Origin of the sequence: Burkholderia sp. SRS-W-2-2016 (assembly GCF_001931485.1) — a bacterium.
In the GTDB taxonomy this organism is placed as follows: Bacteria; Pseudomonadota; Gammaproteobacteria; order Burkholderiales; family Burkholderiaceae; genus Paraburkholderia.
The window spans coordinates 83329-99081 of the sequence record NZ_MSDV01000023.1 but is presented as its reverse complement, the minus strand read 5'-3'; the positions used below and the strand labels follow the sequence as shown (position 1 = coordinate 99081).

16 protein-coding genes and 2 pseudogenes are annotated in these 15753 nt (G+C 60.2%); 4 read left to right on the top strand and 14 right to left on the bottom strand.

The annotated features are described in order from the left end of the window. Positions 1-22: 22 nt before the first annotated feature. The 8 genes and pseudogenes from BTH42_RS11215 to BTH42_RS11185 all read right to left on the bottom strand — a co-directional run bounded on the left by BTH42_RS11215 (position 23) and on the right by BTH42_RS11185 (position 6066). Entirely contained in the window at positions 23-493 is a 471-nt protein-coding gene (locus tag BTH42_RS11215) for a ribonuclease (RefSeq protein WP_075299100.1), read from the bottom strand. 240 nt (positions 494-733) lie between these two features. Continuing rightward, positions 734-2257: a D-arabinono-1,4-lactone oxidase gene (locus BTH42_RS11210; protein WP_075299098.1), complete on the bottom strand. Its 1524-nt coding sequence runs from the start codon at positions 2255-2257 to the stop codon at positions 734-736. Positions 2258-2363: 106 nt separating this feature from the next. After that, on the bottom strand, positions 2364-2693 hold the full coding sequence (locus BTH42_RS11205) for a hypothetical protein (RefSeq protein WP_075299096.1): 330 nt from the start codon (positions 2691-2693) through the stop codon (positions 2364-2366). A gap of 252 nt (positions 2694-2945) precedes the next feature. Next, complete coding sequence (locus tag BTH42_RS11200; RefSeq protein WP_218642003.1) at positions 2946-3371, bottom strand: hypothetical protein; 426 nt, start codon at positions 3369-3371, stop codon at positions 2946-2948. Between the two features lie 270 nt (positions 3372-3641). Further along, positions 3642-3716 (bottom strand): annotated as a pseudogene (locus BTH42_RS36440) (peptide transporter); the annotation flags it as partial. Positions 3717-3728: 12 nt separating this feature from the next. Further along, positions 3729-3923, bottom strand: a pseudogene (locus tag BTH42_RS11195) (DUF1851 domain-containing protein); the annotation flags it as partial. Positions 3924-3959: 36 nt separating this feature from the next. Beyond that, positions 3960-4469, bottom strand: a complete 510-nt coding sequence (locus BTH42_RS11190) for an ESPR-type extended signal peptide-containing protein (protein ID WP_083654743.1) — start codon at positions 4467-4469, stop codon at positions 3960-3962. 538 nt (positions 4470-5007) lie between these two features. Next, the gene (locus BTH42_RS11185) at positions 5008-6066 is read right to left on the bottom strand and encodes a restriction endonuclease (protein WP_075299090.1); all 1059 of its coding nucleotides are present in this window, start codon (positions 6064-6066) and stop codon (positions 5008-5010) included. A 357-nt stretch (positions 6067-6423) separates the two neighbouring features. Here BTH42_RS11185 and BTH42_RS11180 point away from each other — a divergent pair, with 357 nt between their 5' ends. Further along, the gene (locus tag BTH42_RS11180) at positions 6424-7467 is read left to right on the top strand and encodes a hypothetical protein (protein WP_143752014.1); all 1044 of its coding nucleotides are present in this window, start codon (positions 6424-6426) and stop codon (positions 7465-7467) included. 175 nt (positions 7468-7642) lie between these two features. Further along, on the top strand, positions 7643-8038 hold the full coding sequence (locus BTH42_RS11175; protein ID WP_143752013.1) for a hypothetical protein: 396 nt from the start codon (positions 7643-7645) through the stop codon (positions 8036-8038). Between the two features lie 297 nt (positions 8039-8335). On the opposite strand, the gene BTH42_RS35790 is transcribed toward BTH42_RS11175, so the two are convergent. The 3 genes from BTH42_RS35790 to BTH42_RS11160 all read right to left on the bottom strand — a co-directional run bounded on the left by BTH42_RS35790 (position 8336) and on the right by BTH42_RS11160 (position 10605). Beyond that, a complete protein-coding gene (locus BTH42_RS35790; protein WP_083654742.1) occupies positions 8336-8803 on the bottom strand; it encodes a hypothetical protein in 468 nt (155 codons plus the stop codon). Between the two features lie 76 nt (positions 8804-8879). Beyond that, positions 8880-9458: a hypothetical protein gene (locus BTH42_RS11165; RefSeq protein WP_075299084.1), complete on the bottom strand. Its 579-nt coding sequence runs from the start codon at positions 9456-9458 to the stop codon at positions 8880-8882. 142 nt (positions 9459-9600) lie between these two features. Beyond that, on the bottom strand, positions 9601-10605 hold the full coding sequence (locus BTH42_RS11160; RefSeq protein ID WP_256701962.1) for an alpha/beta fold hydrolase: 1005 nt from the start codon (positions 10603-10605) through the stop codon (positions 9601-9603). A gap of 303 nt (positions 10606-10908) precedes the next feature. On the opposite strand from BTH42_RS11160, the gene BTH42_RS11155 reads away from it, so the two are divergent. Then, positions 10909-11541 carry a LysE family translocator gene (locus BTH42_RS11155; RefSeq protein ID WP_075299082.1) on the top strand — a complete coding sequence of 211 codons (633 nt, stop codon included), beginning with the start codon at positions 10909-10911 and terminating at the stop codon, positions 11539-11541. 166 nt (positions 11542-11707) lie between these two features. On the opposite strand, the gene BTH42_RS11150 is transcribed toward BTH42_RS11155, so the two are convergent. From BTH42_RS11150 to BTH42_RS11140, 3 genes are all read right to left on the bottom strand, one after another. Then, positions 11708-12298: an aspartate kinase gene (locus tag BTH42_RS11150; RefSeq protein WP_075299080.1), complete on the bottom strand. Its 591-nt coding sequence runs from the start codon at positions 12296-12298 to the stop codon at positions 11708-11710. A gap of 198 nt (positions 12299-12496) precedes the next feature. Beyond that, positions 12497-13651 (bottom strand): hydantoinase/oxoprolinase family protein, encoded by a 1155-nt coding sequence (locus BTH42_RS11145; protein ID WP_075299078.1) that lies wholly within the window; start codon positions 13649-13651, stop codon positions 12497-12499. Next, the gene (locus BTH42_RS11140; protein ID WP_075299076.1) at positions 13648-14790 is read right to left on the bottom strand and encodes an ATP-grasp domain-containing protein; all 1143 of its coding nucleotides are present in this window, start codon (positions 14788-14790) and stop codon (positions 13648-13650) included. Before BTH42_RS11140 ends, BTH42_RS11145 begins: the two co-directional genes overlap by 4 nt. Positions 14791-14803: 13 nt before the next feature. Between BTH42_RS11140 and BTH42_RS11135 the strand changes: the two genes are divergently transcribed. Beyond that, positions 14804-15535, top strand: coding sequence for a HisA/HisF-related TIM barrel protein (locus tag BTH42_RS11135; protein ID WP_075299074.1), 732 nt, complete (start codon positions 14804-14806; stop codon positions 15533-15535). The last annotated feature ends 218 nt before the right edge of the window (positions 15536-15753 follow it).

The window sequence follows — 15753 nt, the reverse complement described above, 5'->3', positions numbered from 1 at the left end:
CCAACGCGGTCGGCTGTTCTATTCAGTCCGAAATACGCTTGAAGCTGACGTAGTAATCCTCGGTGTAATAACAGTCGCCGATCTGTTTGCGAGGTCCCCCGCAAACGATCCGGCGCAACCCGCGATCCGTCGCACCGGGCGTGCGAACCGTGTAGGTGCGGTAGTAGCCGCGCGGATGCTGCGCCAGCAGACCCGCGCTGTTACGGAACATCACGCCATCCTCGCTGAACGGGAACGGGCCGCCCGCCTTGATCAGCCGCAGTGTTTCGGCCGCTTCCGCCGGCAGCTGCGCCTTCGCGATGGAACCGAGCATGCCCGCCGGCTGCGGGCCCGACGCGGCGACCGGACCGCTGACACCCGACGCGGCCGAACCCGGCGCGTCGGCCGCGGACGCGCCCGAGGCCTCCGTGCCGCCCCCTGACCCTTGCTTGCCGCATCCGCCGGCGATCACGCTCACCGCGACGATGCAGGAGAAAACCCATGCTCTCTTCACGAAACGGTTCTCCCTTCGTTGATCAGCATTCGACGCCAGGATGGATGTAAAGGTATCGCTAATGGCGGGGCTAATCAACGTCCGTCTGCAATGGGAGTCTGTTGCACTGCAAGCAAATCCGTCTACCTGTTTTGCGAACCAGCGACCTTTGATCGCTTTGTCGCGGGATAGAAAACGGGGCGCAGCAATTCGCAGGCCGCGCCCCCTCCTGGTGCTCTCGTGCCGCGTTCGAATAGCGGCTCAGGAAAACAGTCCCTGCTGCGCGAGGAAGTGGTTGACGAACATCCCGCCCGGATCGAGCCGGCTGCGCAGTGAATTGAACCCGGCAAGATTCTGCTGCGGATAAAGCGCCTTCACGTCGACATGCGGCGTGATGTATTGCCAGTTCTTCGCCCAGTGCGGCCGCGCATGCCGCGTGCCGATCCAGTCCGCCATCACCGCATTGATCATCGCCAGATGCGACGCCATCGCCTGCGCCCGCTTGTTCGCATCGGGCTCCGACTTCGGATAGGCGCTGAGAATTTCCATCCAGCACACCCGGTCGTCGGCCGCCGTCGAAAATGCCGGCGACAGCAGCGACTCGCTGGTACGCGTAAAGCGCGCATGCAGACAGGTGGTCAATGGAAAGTCGCCCTGGAACTTGTACGCGTAGTTCAACGCGGCGTACCACGCGCGCACTACATTGCCGACGTCCCACGTACCCGGCCCTGTCGCGGGAATCGGCAGCGCAACCTCCAGATCGAGAATCGGGAACGCCTGGTCCGCGTAGAAGAACACCCGCGGCGCGGGCGCGACGAAACCGCCCTTCGCTTCGATCGCTTTGGCGCGGTCGTTGATCGTGTTCCACGTCATCGACAGGATCGGCGGCCACAGCAGCGGATGCGTGGCCGTCCAGCCCATTACCGCCGTGGCCATCTTGTCGATCCAGCCGTCCGGACGCAACGGAATGTCGCGCGGTTCCTCAGTTGTGCGATTGAACTTCTTGATCCAGATCTGGCCGTTGTTGTAGCCGCTGCCCGGAAACCAGAACAACTCGACATATTCGTTTTCGGTCACCAGCTTGTGCAGGTTCTGCGGCCTGATCTCGCCACCGGTGCCCTGCGGATTCGGGCCCATCACGCTTTCGGTCGCGGTGACGATCTCTTCGTCATGCAGATTAAACAGCGGCTCGACCCGCAGCGTCAGCTTCGTGATCACGCCGAGCGTGCCCAGGCTCACGCGCGCGGCCGCCATCTCGTTGGGCGTGGTGTCGTCCGAAAACACATGGAGCTGGCCATCGGCGGCGACGAATTCGATCGCGTGGACAAAGTCCGAAACCGTCCGCTGATGCCAGCCCGTGCCGTGACAACCGGCGGCGACGAAGCCGGTCGCATTGATCGACGCCAGCGCGCCGGTCGACGACAGGTACATCGGCGGCAATGCCGGATCGGGCGCGGTGAGCGCGTCGCGCACCTCCGCCCAGCTCGCGGAAGGCAAGAAGCTCACGAGGTTGAGCCCCTTGTCCTGCCAGCGCCATGCCTTTCGCTGCCCCTTCGCGAAGTTCGACATGTCGACCAGCGTCTCCGCGTTGTTGACGACCAGCGGGCTGAACGAATGCCCGGTGCCGATCATGCGCAGCGTGCTGCCGCGCGAGCGCGCCACCAGCGCCTGGACGTCAGCCACGCTGCCGGGACGCTCGATCGCGTCCGGCACCGACGTGAGGTTCCCGGCCCAATTGGTCCAACGGTTCTCGTTGCTGTCGCCGCTATCATCCGGAATATTCATGATTGATCTCTTTGGCGGCCGCGAAGGTCCGCGCGGTGGATTGTGCTTCATGCATTGGCCAGAGGCAGGCGCCGGAGCCTCGCTCCGGCGAGCAAGATGAAGCGGGTCACTCCACCGAAATGAGGCCCAGCGTATTGCCCAAGGTCGTGCCGGTGATCGTGTAATTGGCGGTGACCGGCGATCCGCTCTGGTAAATGAAGGATTGCCGGGCTTCGTTGTCGGTGCCCCACACGACGAACACGTAGAGCGAGATGATGCTGCCGTCCGGCACGTTGAGCTTGCCCGGATCGACGTCCTTGGTCTGGCCCAGCAGGATGTCGCCCGCGTTGCCCGACAGATGTTTTTCTCCGTTGTCGTCGAGGTAGGCGACCTCGCCCCTCGCCACAAAGCCCCCACCATTGTGCAAAGTGAATTTGCCGATTTTTGTCATGGCCATGACATCTGCTCCTTAATGGATTTGAAGTGGACGTGCGACTGCGATTTCCCGGGCAAATCAACACCCGGAAAATTTAATTTCCTTTCAATCGATTCGATAAATATTTAATTTTTCTTATTCAAAGCCACCGCCGTCATCCTCAACAGCCGGGATGAACATGAGTGCTCTCGTGAAAGTCGACGATGCGTTGCGTCGCTGCAAAGGCCGGCGCAGAGCATCGAAAAGAATGCTCGGGCGGGCGGATCAGACGGATTAATTTACGGAAATCAGGCTCAGCGTATTGATTTTCGTCGTGCCGTTGATTCTGTAATGGGCGACGACGCGGGACTCTTTCTGGAATGTGAAGGACTGCGTGGCTTCATTGTCGGTGCCGGCGACGACAACCACGTACATCAGGATCAGGCTTCCGTCCGGCACGCCTAGCTGTGCCGGGTCGACCATCGCGTGTTGACCGAGGAGGATGTCGCCCGTCGTCGCGGATAGATGGCGGGTGCCATTTTGCTCTATGTACGCGACCGCGCCTCTGGCCACGAAAGCCCCACCATTATCCAGAATAAATTTACCAATCGCTTGAATAGCCATTACATTCACCCCGTCATTGGCTTTAAGTAAATATTCGTGTAAATCTTCTATCGGGAAAGCGAGGCTGCGGCAGAACTGGAACCACTCGTTGCGCATTGCCGTGTTGGTTTTTCTTTTACTTTTTTATACGGTCGTTTAAAGCGACTTCATGTTGATAAGAATGTTATGCCACCGGGAAACTTTTGCGCATGCAAAATTCTGGCGCGACGTGGCACCCTGCTCACCTGGATAGGTCGGCGCAATTACGGCATGGAGTCTGCTATGGGGCATCCGTGGCTGACTCGTCATCGTCTAATTGGTCCGTTGCCATGATCGGAAGACGGCCACAGCAAGATGGCCCTCTGACGCGACCCAATTTCGGATTGCTCAGAACTGCGCAGTCAACTGGAAGCCGACCGTCACGCGTGCAGTGGGAAAACCTGTCGGCTTGTAGATAGGGGTCCAATAGACGTCAAGATCAATCAATTCCAGATTCTCAACCGCGTCCACTCCGCCTAAGAGAAGAGGACGCTTATAACCAACGCATTGAGAATTCGACGGACCAGGTCCGCCCCTTCGAATCCACTCCCCAAAGAAGGCTTCCGCAAGTGCGGCATCCTCATAGTCAACGAGTTCTTGGTCGTGAAACGACTCGATATCGCAAGACACCTCAAGTGCTTCTCCGGTGCCTGCCCAGTTACTTCGTCAGGCGAACCACGTACAGCCCACCTGGTTCGGAGAGCCGGCGACGCTGTAATTCGGGCCGGCGGCCATAAGCGGTCCCGCAACTGTCGGAGAGTAGGTCACGCCCGCAGCCGTAACGGTCGCCAGTTCGAGCGCGGGCGTACCCGTCACAGGCTGTGTCGTCGAGAAATTGAACGTCAACATCCGGCTGTCCATCTGCGTGATATCGCCGGCGCCACCTTCCGTGATTTCGTAGGCGTAGGGCGTCGTCACGCCAGCGGGCACCGGATCGGGTTTGACGTGCGCGCCTGAATGCACGATCTGCTCATTCGAGAAAGCGGGAGCGAATCCGGCGAGAATCAGCGCAGCGAATGCTGCGTGACGCATCGCGAACAGCGTGATTGGGTGCCGCGAGGGTGATGGATGGGTTTCGCCCTGAATTGCCCTGCCGTGGGCAATGGCGGTTTCAGCAACAGCAACGAGCACACCCCGGCACCAGCTGAAAACCAGCCTGAACATCTTGTTATTCATTCTGCGTAGCGTATTTATTAATGCGCCGAAAAATACCTCAAACTACCGTTCGGAATAAGTTAACAGTTGTAAATTTGATGCAAATCGAATATATAAAAATGACAATGCGACCCGTGCCTGATTAGTTTGAAATTCTGATAAACGCGGATGCTATATACAAACGAGTGAACGTCCGCTCCTCCGGCAGCATTCGACTGGAGGCTCAAAAAGGCTCTTCGCGGATTTTCGCGGTGGGACTGTGTTCGACCCACTACGGTCAGACAACTTTCTCCACACCGGTCAGTCAGCCAAATTCAGATTTTGCGAACTGGAGGGCGACTAAGCGGCCGTTGGCGACCTCACCCAATCGGCCACAACCGGACAGTCGCCCACGTGGCCTAAATCGTTGACAATGAGTGCCCGCGGACTAGCGTCGACTCCCTCTGTTCGTGCCGTTCAGTATAGGCGACGGACCGCTTCGCGCCGCTTTGTAGGGGCGAAAGCCGATCGACAGGGTCGACGCAGGTGTCGGGGACACTAGCACCACACTTATCGCCATTCAACACGCGGGCGGGCCGCCCGGGTCCTGATTCAAGAACGCGCGTGTATCCCGGTCTTCGAACCGGAATCGCTCGCCAGGATGGAACTCCCTATACCCATCCACTTCGCGTCGCAGGACGAGCTCGTAGGGCGTTCCGCGGTCCGCAAACCTGCAATAGAGGTGAGGCTCGGGGTAATACTCGTCTCCCTCTTCATCAACCTCAAAAATGTTCCGAAACGGGATGCGGCCAATGGTGAACGCCTTCACCACATCGTATCGTGTGTTCGAAAGTGCTTCTTTCAGGTCTCTGCTCCCTTCAATCCCGTTGGCGCCGTATCGCACCTCGGCCCATGCGCCGTCGACCCGATCGACGATGATGTGCTCGATGTCGAGGTACACCTCGATGCCAGCGTGGTAGTGGCCCGCAAATTCAACCCGAAACCACGGGCTGATGCCGCGGCTTCCGGTTGTGTCGCTTTCAGGATACAGGTCGTCGTCGATTGAATGAATGACGACTTTTGGCTTGTAGTCGCGCGGGAAAATGCGCGTCATCTTGCGCTTCATGGCGAGTCTCCGACGTAGGTCGTCCTCGCGCTTACGCTCCTGTCGCGCAAGCGACACCCCAAAATAGCTAAAAAGCAGATCCGTGTGCTCGGCGTACAGCATTGCCTCCAGTTTGGACGCCGTCCACATGATCGCTGTCTGGATTCCCGCGTCGGCGGCGGCCTTCTCATACGCCGTGCGCGTGGCCAGAGAGACGTCGCATCCGACTATGAGGAGCATCACCTCTGGCGGCACGGTAGTTTTGCCGACGGCCTCGTGGATGGCCGCTTTTGCGTGTGCAGCCGTAAACGTAGCGTAGCGCTTGCACTGGACATACCAGTCGCGCAGCGAATTGTCCAATGCCGCCTCGATAGCCCGGATATCGACGCCACCGTCCGCTCCGGTGCGGCCGTCGTGGTGGATGTCCTGCCATTGGCGAAGGCGATAGACGAGCGCGAGCGAAAGATCCTCAAAGCGGCCAGCGCTGAGGTCTTCGAAATGAAGCTTGTTGATCGTTCTGGTCGGTCTGGTCATTCAATCACCGTGTTTGCTGTTTCCGCCTGCAATTGGAACCACGATATTGCAACTCGCTCTCCTGCTCTCATTGAAATACTAGCCAGACCTATCTACCATTCCTCGCGAATTTTCGTCCTGTGAGTGTATTTCACTACCCAAGGTTTCAAACCGGCACCCGGGTAACACGACGAGCAACACCGTCAGACTACAAGTCGGCGCCGGGTTGCGCACGCAACGGCAATTGTAGTGATACGGGATTGTCCCAACGGAGGGTTTCAGTTTGATCAACTATTTTTCCTTTTGTTGGTGTTCGCCGACGCATTACGTGAGATCCCTCACTACGGCGAGGGCCGCAGGCTGACTCGGAGCAAAAAAGTGAAAAAACACACGGCGGCAGGAGAGAGCCGCGATCAGGCTCGGCTGACTGCACTTGCGACGTGTGTCGGTGCCCTCAGTCTGGCGGGTTGCTCGTCGACGATTCTCCCAACGTCGAACACGGTCGACGTAGCGCAAGTCTCGAAGGTGCAGGCTGAGGTAAAGCGACAGGTCGGGGACTATCTCCTGTACACCCACAAGAAGCGGCTCGAAACTGCGGCCGCAGCGAAGCAGGTTGCGCGTGCGGAAACGCAGGACGCAGGCGACGAGTGTGTGAAAGGCATGATCGACTTTCATATCGACAGTCTTAAGCTTGAGCTCAAAACGACGCTCAAAAACGATACTACAACAACACTACATCTTCCGATAGCGGCGAGCGTGGCAACGTTTGGACCGTCGTTTGACGGTACGAAAAAGAGGGAGAACGCCCAGACTATTTCGTTCTACGAATACCCGGTCCCAGACGGCTACTATCCCAGCCTGTTCACAAAGGAGCCATTCGAGAACCGTGAAGCTGGCGCGGCTATATCGACGTTGCTCATTGCCCTTCATGAGGGGCTTGTCAGCGCGCGAAGATCGACGCCGTGCCTGTCCGGCCTCGATTACACGACGAACGAGCAGAAGAACGAGAATACCTACGTCATCGGGCTAACTATTACCGACTCGATCAAACTTGGCTTTACGGTGGGTGTCGGGCCCGTCACTTTTGTCGACGCGTCGCACGATCGCACTGTAATGAACGACAACACGCTCACGGTTACCTTCAGGCAGATCGATCTCGATACGCTCCCAAGAGTTTCTTCAAAGGCCGTTCCCCATCAGTTCCCCGTGGTCGTGTATTCGGCTCACCACGCCTTGGCAGTCAAGCCGGGCAACGCGTTCCTCGACGCGCTGGAAATCAGCGATTCAAGTCCGGCGACGCCCTCGCGTGGCAGGAAAGTAGCGCCTCAGGCAGCACAGGAAAAGCAAGTTTTCACCCTCTGTCGGGACGATAACTACTTCACCTACTGGTGTGTAAACAAGAACGAAAAGGTTGGATTCTGACAGGCGCGATTGCGGCACGATCCATCTGAACACGGCGTGCGGCGGATAGGGGCGCAGAAACGTCCGGCGAGCAAGGCAGCAGGAGTGCGTAAAGGGAATGACGATGTCTACGAGAATCTTGTGGTTGCGCAAGTTTGTAATTGCACTTTGTGCGGTCTTGATCGCTGGATGCTCGATGAATCAGGTCGACGCCGGTCCGCCGGTAAAGGTTTCAAAGGTATATGTGCCGGCCGTCAGGCGCGGCGCTGACACGGACGACGCAGCGACCCAATCGCTGGTGGCCGCGTTCAAGGGGGCTGGCTTTTCCGCTGTATCGTTCGCGGATCCCAAAGCTCCTCCACCTAACACAGATCCCGCAATCTATGTCTGGGCCACTTCGGGTAGTGATGGTGATGATGAGTGCCTACAGGCGTTCGTAGAGGTCAAGCGTCTTCCTCAAGACCCTAACGAAATCCATTTTGAGTGGCATCAGGTTGCGAAAGTGCCAGGTTTCTCTCCGTACACACGCGACGGCTGCTCGGCCGCGTTTGTGAAAGGTCTTAAAGGTGAGCTCGCAAAGCGGAAACTGTAAAAACGGATCGCCTGCCGGGGGCGAGGAAGTGGCGGTCGGGGTAATCCTTGAGCAATGCTCCGGTAAGCCTTCGACATCTTGAGTGACCGTTATCGGCACGATCCAGCGGCTGCTTCGGGTCGGGTTGCGTCAATCCGCTCTTCAAATTCATCGCCGGAAACCGGCCAGTGGAATTTCGCTTCCCGGAAGCGGCCAGTCGCGAGTGCGAACTCCCGACCCACAGCGGTCGGATGCATTTATCGAGAGCAGACGTTCAATGCCTGCTTCGTCGTATTTGGAAGATTAAATCTTTCACTGCTATTGAAACACCACGGCGTGCCAGTAGGCCCGCGGATCCCGGAACCAGGGCGCGAATTCCTGTCGGTCAAAGACGCGAAGCTGCTCCATCTCCACCGCAAAACGCCGGAACAGAGCAAGCAAATCGCGCAAAGCATTCTCGTCGACTTTGGTCTCATCGACATAGATACTTAATACGTCGAGCTCGCCTTCATAGCGCTTCACGCAAGACAGCTTGTCGAGCCACTCAAAAAATGCAGTTTCGTCGCACTCCGAGTAGTACCGAACACGCTTTGCAGAGAGAGCTATTTCATTTGTCATGATGTCTGCCTCCGGAGTTGCTGTGTGTTGCCAGACGAGATTGTCGACCAGCTGGTTCCAACAGTCGAGCGACGGCATTTGGCCGGCTAGTGCCCGACGACCAACCTCGGCAATCGTGTCGGGCTCGCCTTCTATGCGAAAGGCATAATCCGACCCGAAGCTGTCCATCGCACTTCTCCGAAACGGACGTTCATGCGCACCGTTGCTATCTGGCGAGCTTCTGCGCGGATCGCGCGGGCGGATTTCAACGCACGCGGCGAGCTGCATCCCATAGGTCGAGAGCGCCCAAGTTCGAATGCCATGTTTCGAACTGAGAACGCCATTGCTCAAAGGGCTCGCCAAGAGGATGGCGAGGGTCACCACTCAACGAGTACGCCATACCTTCAATCAGCCACTTTGGCTTCGTTGCAACGGCCAGATTTCCCAACGATTCCGCTTGCCGATAATGGATCAACTCATGCGCGAGATAAAACGGCTTCCAGCCTCGAGGAGCGACAACCAGGCCAAAATCTCCTACCGTTTCTGCTGCGCGTCGTCCAAGTCCAAATGAATCGGCGCACGCCGAAGTCGTGCAAAACACAACCCGAGGCACCTGCTGGAATGGACCCACAGCGGCCACCGCCGTGGAAAGTCCCTTTTCATAAAGTTGTTGTGCGTCCCGAAAGCGTGCAACGCTGTCGGTGCAAATATTCGGGAGCGGGCACGCTATCCCGGGTACGAGCGATGGCACGACAACTCGAAGAGGTTTCACGATAGCCAGAGCAGCGATCGGCAACATCAACACCGCGATGAGCGATATCGGAAGTATGCGTTTCAGATTCATCTCGTTTGCTGAGTAATTGGCAACTTGGATTGTCGCCGATTCAGGACATCCGGCTCAACGACCGGTTGTGGCCGACTGCTGCCCGCCGCGGTCGACCGAACCCGACTCACAAACGAGCTTCACCGCCCCCCAGAGCAGCCATTCAGTCGCGATGATTCGCACGGACCGAATCTACTACAGAGCCCACGGCATGAATGACTACATCGGGCCGCTCGAATTGGATGTCATGGTCTGAGTCAACATATTCATGGCGGCTATTTGACGACCATGAAGCCTCATCATCCTGCAACCGCTTCCAGATACCTCGCACCTGTTCGCCTTGGGCGCTCGTTATCTTCATGGATTGAAGAGCGGCCGGCGAGAACGGCGCCATCGCCGTCAAGACGTAAAGAGGGCGTTGACCGAGTTGACGAAATGTTCCGGCCTCTGCAAGTGTGTCATTCAAGGCGTCGTTTTCCCGCAGCATCGGCCCTATGGAGGTAGGCGCGTAAGCCCTGATCGCCTGAACGTCGTTGAGGCTTTGATTCGGTGCCTGTGGGACCAAAGCCGGAGTCAACGCCCGCACCAGTCCGCTCCAGGCCAGCGACGCACCGACGTCCGCCAGCTTCGTATCCGACGGCGGCATCACCTTATCGAGCTCCTTCACCTGATCTGGGTGCGATGCATCTACAAATACCAGGCCCGCCACGTCCGCGCCGTAATATTTTGTGTAGGTCGTGATGTACGGGCCTCCTAAGGACTGCCCAACCAGTACGAACGGGCCACGCTCACCGGCTCCATTCAACGCACGGTGCAAATCTTCCGCAATAGCTTTTGCACTAGGTGAGCCACTCCGCGAACCACTCCACATAATTCCTGCGCGGCTATAGGCGCACGCACGGGTTTTCTCGGCCACTGAAGGCAGAACTGCCGACCAACTCAATGCACCACTTATATCTAGACCTGATTCAAAAACTACCGTTGGCGAACCAGTGCCGACGCAATAGAGCTGGATTTTTCGATCACCGATATCGACAAGTTCTCCTGGCGGAGGAAAGCGCTTCCTGATCACGTGCCGTTCATAAGCTTCGTAGGCACTACCCAATGCGGTGACAAGAACAATCAATGCGAGCACCGCTAATGCAATCCGAATAATCCAGTACTTCACCGTGTTTCCTCGCTGAGCAGGTCACGAGGATTATGCACGTGTTTAATAGTAACTACCGGTTCGAGGCCCTTGACCTCGCTTGTCGACAATGCAGATGCAGGTATCAGGCGTCTCAATATGGCCGGTCACCGCCTCACGCAATTGGCATACACAGCCTGATCCTGGAGACCTCCGGCAATCGCCGGCACACGCCCCCAAGCGGATTTACAGCATGACCGAAAGCGGCCAGTCAAACTGATTGCCCCCCTGAAATTCGTTCATTAAACTGAGAACCCTTTTGTGTTACCAACAAAAGGAGACCTCATGCTCAGCCTCACTACGCTCGGACTCTTCTCGGGTGCCAGTCTCGCCCTTACCATGGCGCCCGGTCCGGACATGCTGCTAATAGCGTCCCGAAGCGTTAGTCAGGGACGATCTGCCGGCTTTGCATCGCTTGCCGGAATTCTCGTGGGAACGTACTGCCACGCGATGGCGGCAGCGTTTGGCCTGTCCCAGTTGTTTCTCGCTGTTCCCATTGCTTACGATGTGGTTCGATTCGCTGGCGCGACCTACCTGCTCTATCTTGCGTGGAAGACCTTTCGAGCCTCCTCGATCCCGATTGCACGGGCTGGAAGCGAAGTTAGTTTTCCCGTTGGAAAGATTTTCAGGCAAGGGCTGCCAACCAATCTGCTCAATCCGAAGATGGCGTTGTTCGTCCTTGCGCTGTTCCCCCAATTTGTGCGTCCGCAAGATGGGGCTGTGGCCTTTCAGATCTTGACGCTCGCGACAGTGCTCAACTTCATCGGCCTGATCGTGAACGGCGTCGTCATACTTTCCGCAAGTCAACCTAGCCGGCAGTGGGCTAGCCGACGCCGTCAGTCGCGCGTCCCTCAATATCTGCTTGCGTCAGTTTTCGCAGGATTGGCAGCCAGGCTTGCTATCGCCAGCCGTAATTGAACACAGGAAGGGAACGCGGAACCAGGAAAAAGTTGTTGACGATCTAGGCGGCTCGATTAAATTTCCCAAATTGGCTGCCGGTTACAACCTTTCCACAATCACTCCCCGCGGAAATCCACAAAGAGTCTATTTTTTGGGGATATACAAACCCGAACTCGCCGCCCCCTCAAGTCACCGGAATATTCAACAACCGATCCCGCATCAACGCCACGCTATTCTTATCGAGCAGCTCGACCACATAATTAGCATCACTGACATACCCGACAAACCGCCGATCGACCACGCCCGCCGCAGCCAGCGCCTCCAGCGGTTCATCCGCGGCGATCGCGCACGACTTCACCACAACCAGCCGCTCCGCGTTGAGCATCGTCGACAGCCAGGCCGCGAGGCTGTCCGAGGTCGTGTCCCAGTTGCTCATCGCATCGGGCGTGTCGCGCATCAGCGCGGTCGGCACCCACACGGCAACGTGGCCGTCGCGCAACGTGCGGCGAATCTTCGCCTCGCTCGATGCCAGCACCAGTTCCGGCGATACCCCCTGCATCAGCAGCGCGTATTGCGTCATCGCGAGCAGACACATGTTGTGCGCGGCGAGGTCGTCGAAACGCCACTCGCCCTGGTACTGACGGACCTTGTCCGCGAAGTCGCCGCCGCCCGGCACGATGACCACGCGTCCTCCGCCGACTTCGCACAATTCGCCGAGCCAATCGCGCAGCGTCGGGTCGTGACTCAGACTGCCTCCGATCTTGACCACCCACATGACTGTTGTCCTCGCGTCCAGTTGTATGCCCAGCTGGGTTCCGTCATGTTCATCCCGCGTTCGTCACCGAACCTGCCCCCGCGCGGACCGCCCCGCTGCCGCCCGCGCGTCGAATCGCTCACCACTTTGCTCACCTGCCACCGCTTCTCTCACGCGGTGCCCTACGCATCTCACAGCTCCGAACTCATATCGCAGACCTCAAGCCGCCCGCGTGAGCGCTCCCGCATCCAGACCGCCCCGCGTCAACCACGCCGACGACGCCTCCCGCGCCGCCAACAACGCAACCGCCACGCTCGGCGCACAAGTCGCCGCCCACCCGGCGCACGCTTCCGGCACTCCCGCCAACGCGCCGAAGTCGAGATAACCACGCGCGTCGTCGCGCGCCAACGCGGCGACCAAGAAACGCCCGCAGCCGGCCCCCACCAGCGGCGCCGTCGCAAGCGCCGGATGCGCGTCCACAACCTTCGCCAGATTCACGCCGATCTCGCGCAACTGCATTTCGCGCCAGCGCTGCGCGAAATGCAGCCAGTCCGCGTCCGATGCTTCGTGCGCGTCGCGGCCGATCATCCGCGCGATACGCGCACGACTCCCCGCCGCTGTCTTCGGCCCCTGGTCGGCGCTCGGATATACGTCGTGCAGCGGCTCGAGTTCGCCGGTCAGCCGGTAGACGTCGGCGGTCGTCGCGAACCATTCGTTCATCACGTTGACCGTCGCGCCGTCGAATTCGATGCGATGCGCGACGCCGCACAACGGCGTGCGCACCACGCCGTGATAGACGAGCTCGCCGGTCGCGAGCCGGCCGGCATCGGTCGATGCGCGCGCGGCAACCTGTCCGGCGACGATCGGAATGATGTCGGTGGTGGTGCTGCCGATGTCGATCAACACCGCGTCCGCGACGCGCGTCGCGACCCAGTTCGCGGTCGCCAGCCAGTTCGCCGACGCGACGTGACGCCAGCCGTCCGCGCACGCATCGGCGGCGAGCCAGCCGGCGTCGCCCGCATAGAAGCGCAACGACGCATCCGACCCGGAATCGGGCCGCGCGCCGAGCCGTCGCGCGAGCGTCGCGACGATCGCGCGCACGCCTTCGGCGCGGTCGGCGAACAGGTCGACCATCTCGCCGGTCATCGTCACCGCGTGGCGCGCGTCCGCGGTATTGGCCTGCGGCCAGCGCTCGAACACGAGGTCGATCGTGCGTTCCAGGTGATCGAGTCCCTGCCACAGCGGACACGCCCATTGCGCGACGTCACGCACCACGCCGTGCGCATCGGCCAGCGACACCTTCACATGCGCGCCGCCGACGTCCCAGCCGAATAGCGCTGGGGCGTTAGTCGAAGAGGATTGCGCGGAACTCAAGACCGCACCTCGGCGAGCGACGGCATGGGCCGTGAATGCGACTGCGATTGCGACTGCGATTGCTCCCGCGTCACAGCGGAGGGCTCAACAAACACGCCATGCGCGGCCAGCAACGCGCGCGTAAGATCGCCGCCGCGCGCGGCACTAAGCCCCGCATACGCGACGGTCACGCGCGGGTTCACTTCGATCACGACCGGCCCGCGCTGCGGATGCCACACCACATCGATACCGACGAACCCGCGCAGCCCCGGAATCGCGCGGGCAACCTGTTGCGCGAGCGCATCGAGCGTGCGGCCGCGCTCGCTGCGAAGCTCGATCTGATCGACCAGCACACCGTCGAATTCGACGATCTGGGGTGCATCCCGCGTTGCCACGGCGTCGCTGTCGCTGTCGTCACCCAAGCCGCTCAAACCGATCTGCTGCCGGTTGATGCTGATGAGTTCGCAAGCGCCGCCGTCGCCACAGATCAGCGACAAACTCAACGGCTCACCCTCAACCCATGCCTGCAACACCGGATTACGCGCCGCCGCCGCGCGCGCATGGTATTCGGCGCAGGCATCGGCATAGCGGTCGAACACGACGGTGTCGAGGCCTCCGGCGCCGTCGTCGGGTTTGACGACCCAGCGGCCTTTTTGCAGTGCGAATGAATCCCCCGCGCCGACCACGCCGCCGCTCTCAACCGGATCACCCCCCTCCAACGCCGGCGTCACCGCAATCCCACAACCAGCCAACCGCGCCGCCGTCGCGCTCTTACTGGACGTGACCCGAATCGCCTCCTTCCCACAACCAAGCCAGCGGCCCGCGCCGACCGCATCGTAAAAGCGCAGCAGCAAGCCATCGCATTCCGGCGCGACGATCCACGCGTAGTCGTGCTCACGCGCGACGCGCGCCACAAAAGCCGTCATCGATTCGCCGGCCGCCGCCATACAATGAGCGTCGCCCGCGGCGGGCGTCTCGAAGCGCGAGCTCGCGTAGGTGACCTGCACGCCATCGACCGCACGCAGGCCGCTCACCAGCGCGTCGCGCATCACCCGTCCTTCGACGATCAGCGCGCTCAGATCGGCGAGACTGCCCGGCCCGGCGAGGTCGGGGTCGATGCCGCCGCCGGTGAGATACTCGTACACAAAGATCTTGGTCAAAGGACGCGCCCCTATGCAGGTGATACCGGTTCTCGATCTTCTCGACGGCCACGTCGTGCGCGCGGTGCGCGGCGAACGGAACGCGTACCGTCCGATCCAGTCCCGCCTTACCGCGGCCAGCGAGCCGCTCACCATCGCCCGCGCGCTGCTCGAAGCGAGCGGCGCGCGCACCCTCTATATCGCCGACCTCGGCGCGATCCTGCGACGCGGCGCGCATCTGGCGACCCTCGCCGAGTTGCGTACCGCGCTGCCCGGCGTCGAACTCTGGCTCGACGCAGGCTTCACCGACTACGCATCGATGCATACGCTGCTCGCGCAACTCGACGCGCCTGCGCCCCCCTCCTCCCACCTCGCACCGCTGGTGCCGGTGTTCGGCACCGAATCGCTGCACGACATCAACGCACTGCACGCGGCGCAAACCGCCGGCCTCGCGCCGATCCTGTCGCTCGACCAGCGCGCCGGCCAACTGCTGGCCGCCGCCGCACTCGACCGCTCGCCGGCGTGGTGGCCGTCGCGCGTGATCGCGATGACGCTCGATCAGGTCGGCAGCTACGCCGGTCCCGATCTCGCCAGCGTCGAGCGCATCCGCGCGCAGGCGCCGGCGCGCACCACCGTGATCGGCGCGGGCGGCATCCGCGATCGCGACGATCTGGCCGCCGCGGCAAGCAGCGGCGCGAGCGCGTGGCTGGTCGCATCGGCGCTGCACGACCTGCAGATCGACTTCGCGCAGCGGGCTTCGGCGTAGCCTTCCATACAATTTCCATGCCACGCGATCGGCACTCGGGGTATGTCAGGAAACAACAGGCTGGTGCTCTTTCTCGTGACACTCTGCTCCAGAACGACACACAAGCTGTGCGGCGCAGCGGGCCAACGGGCGATCGGCCGCGCCGCGATTCCGGCGCAAGGCGAGCAAGTCCGCAGCTGTCGCGAACTGCGCAATGCAATGCCGCACGACCGTGCGCA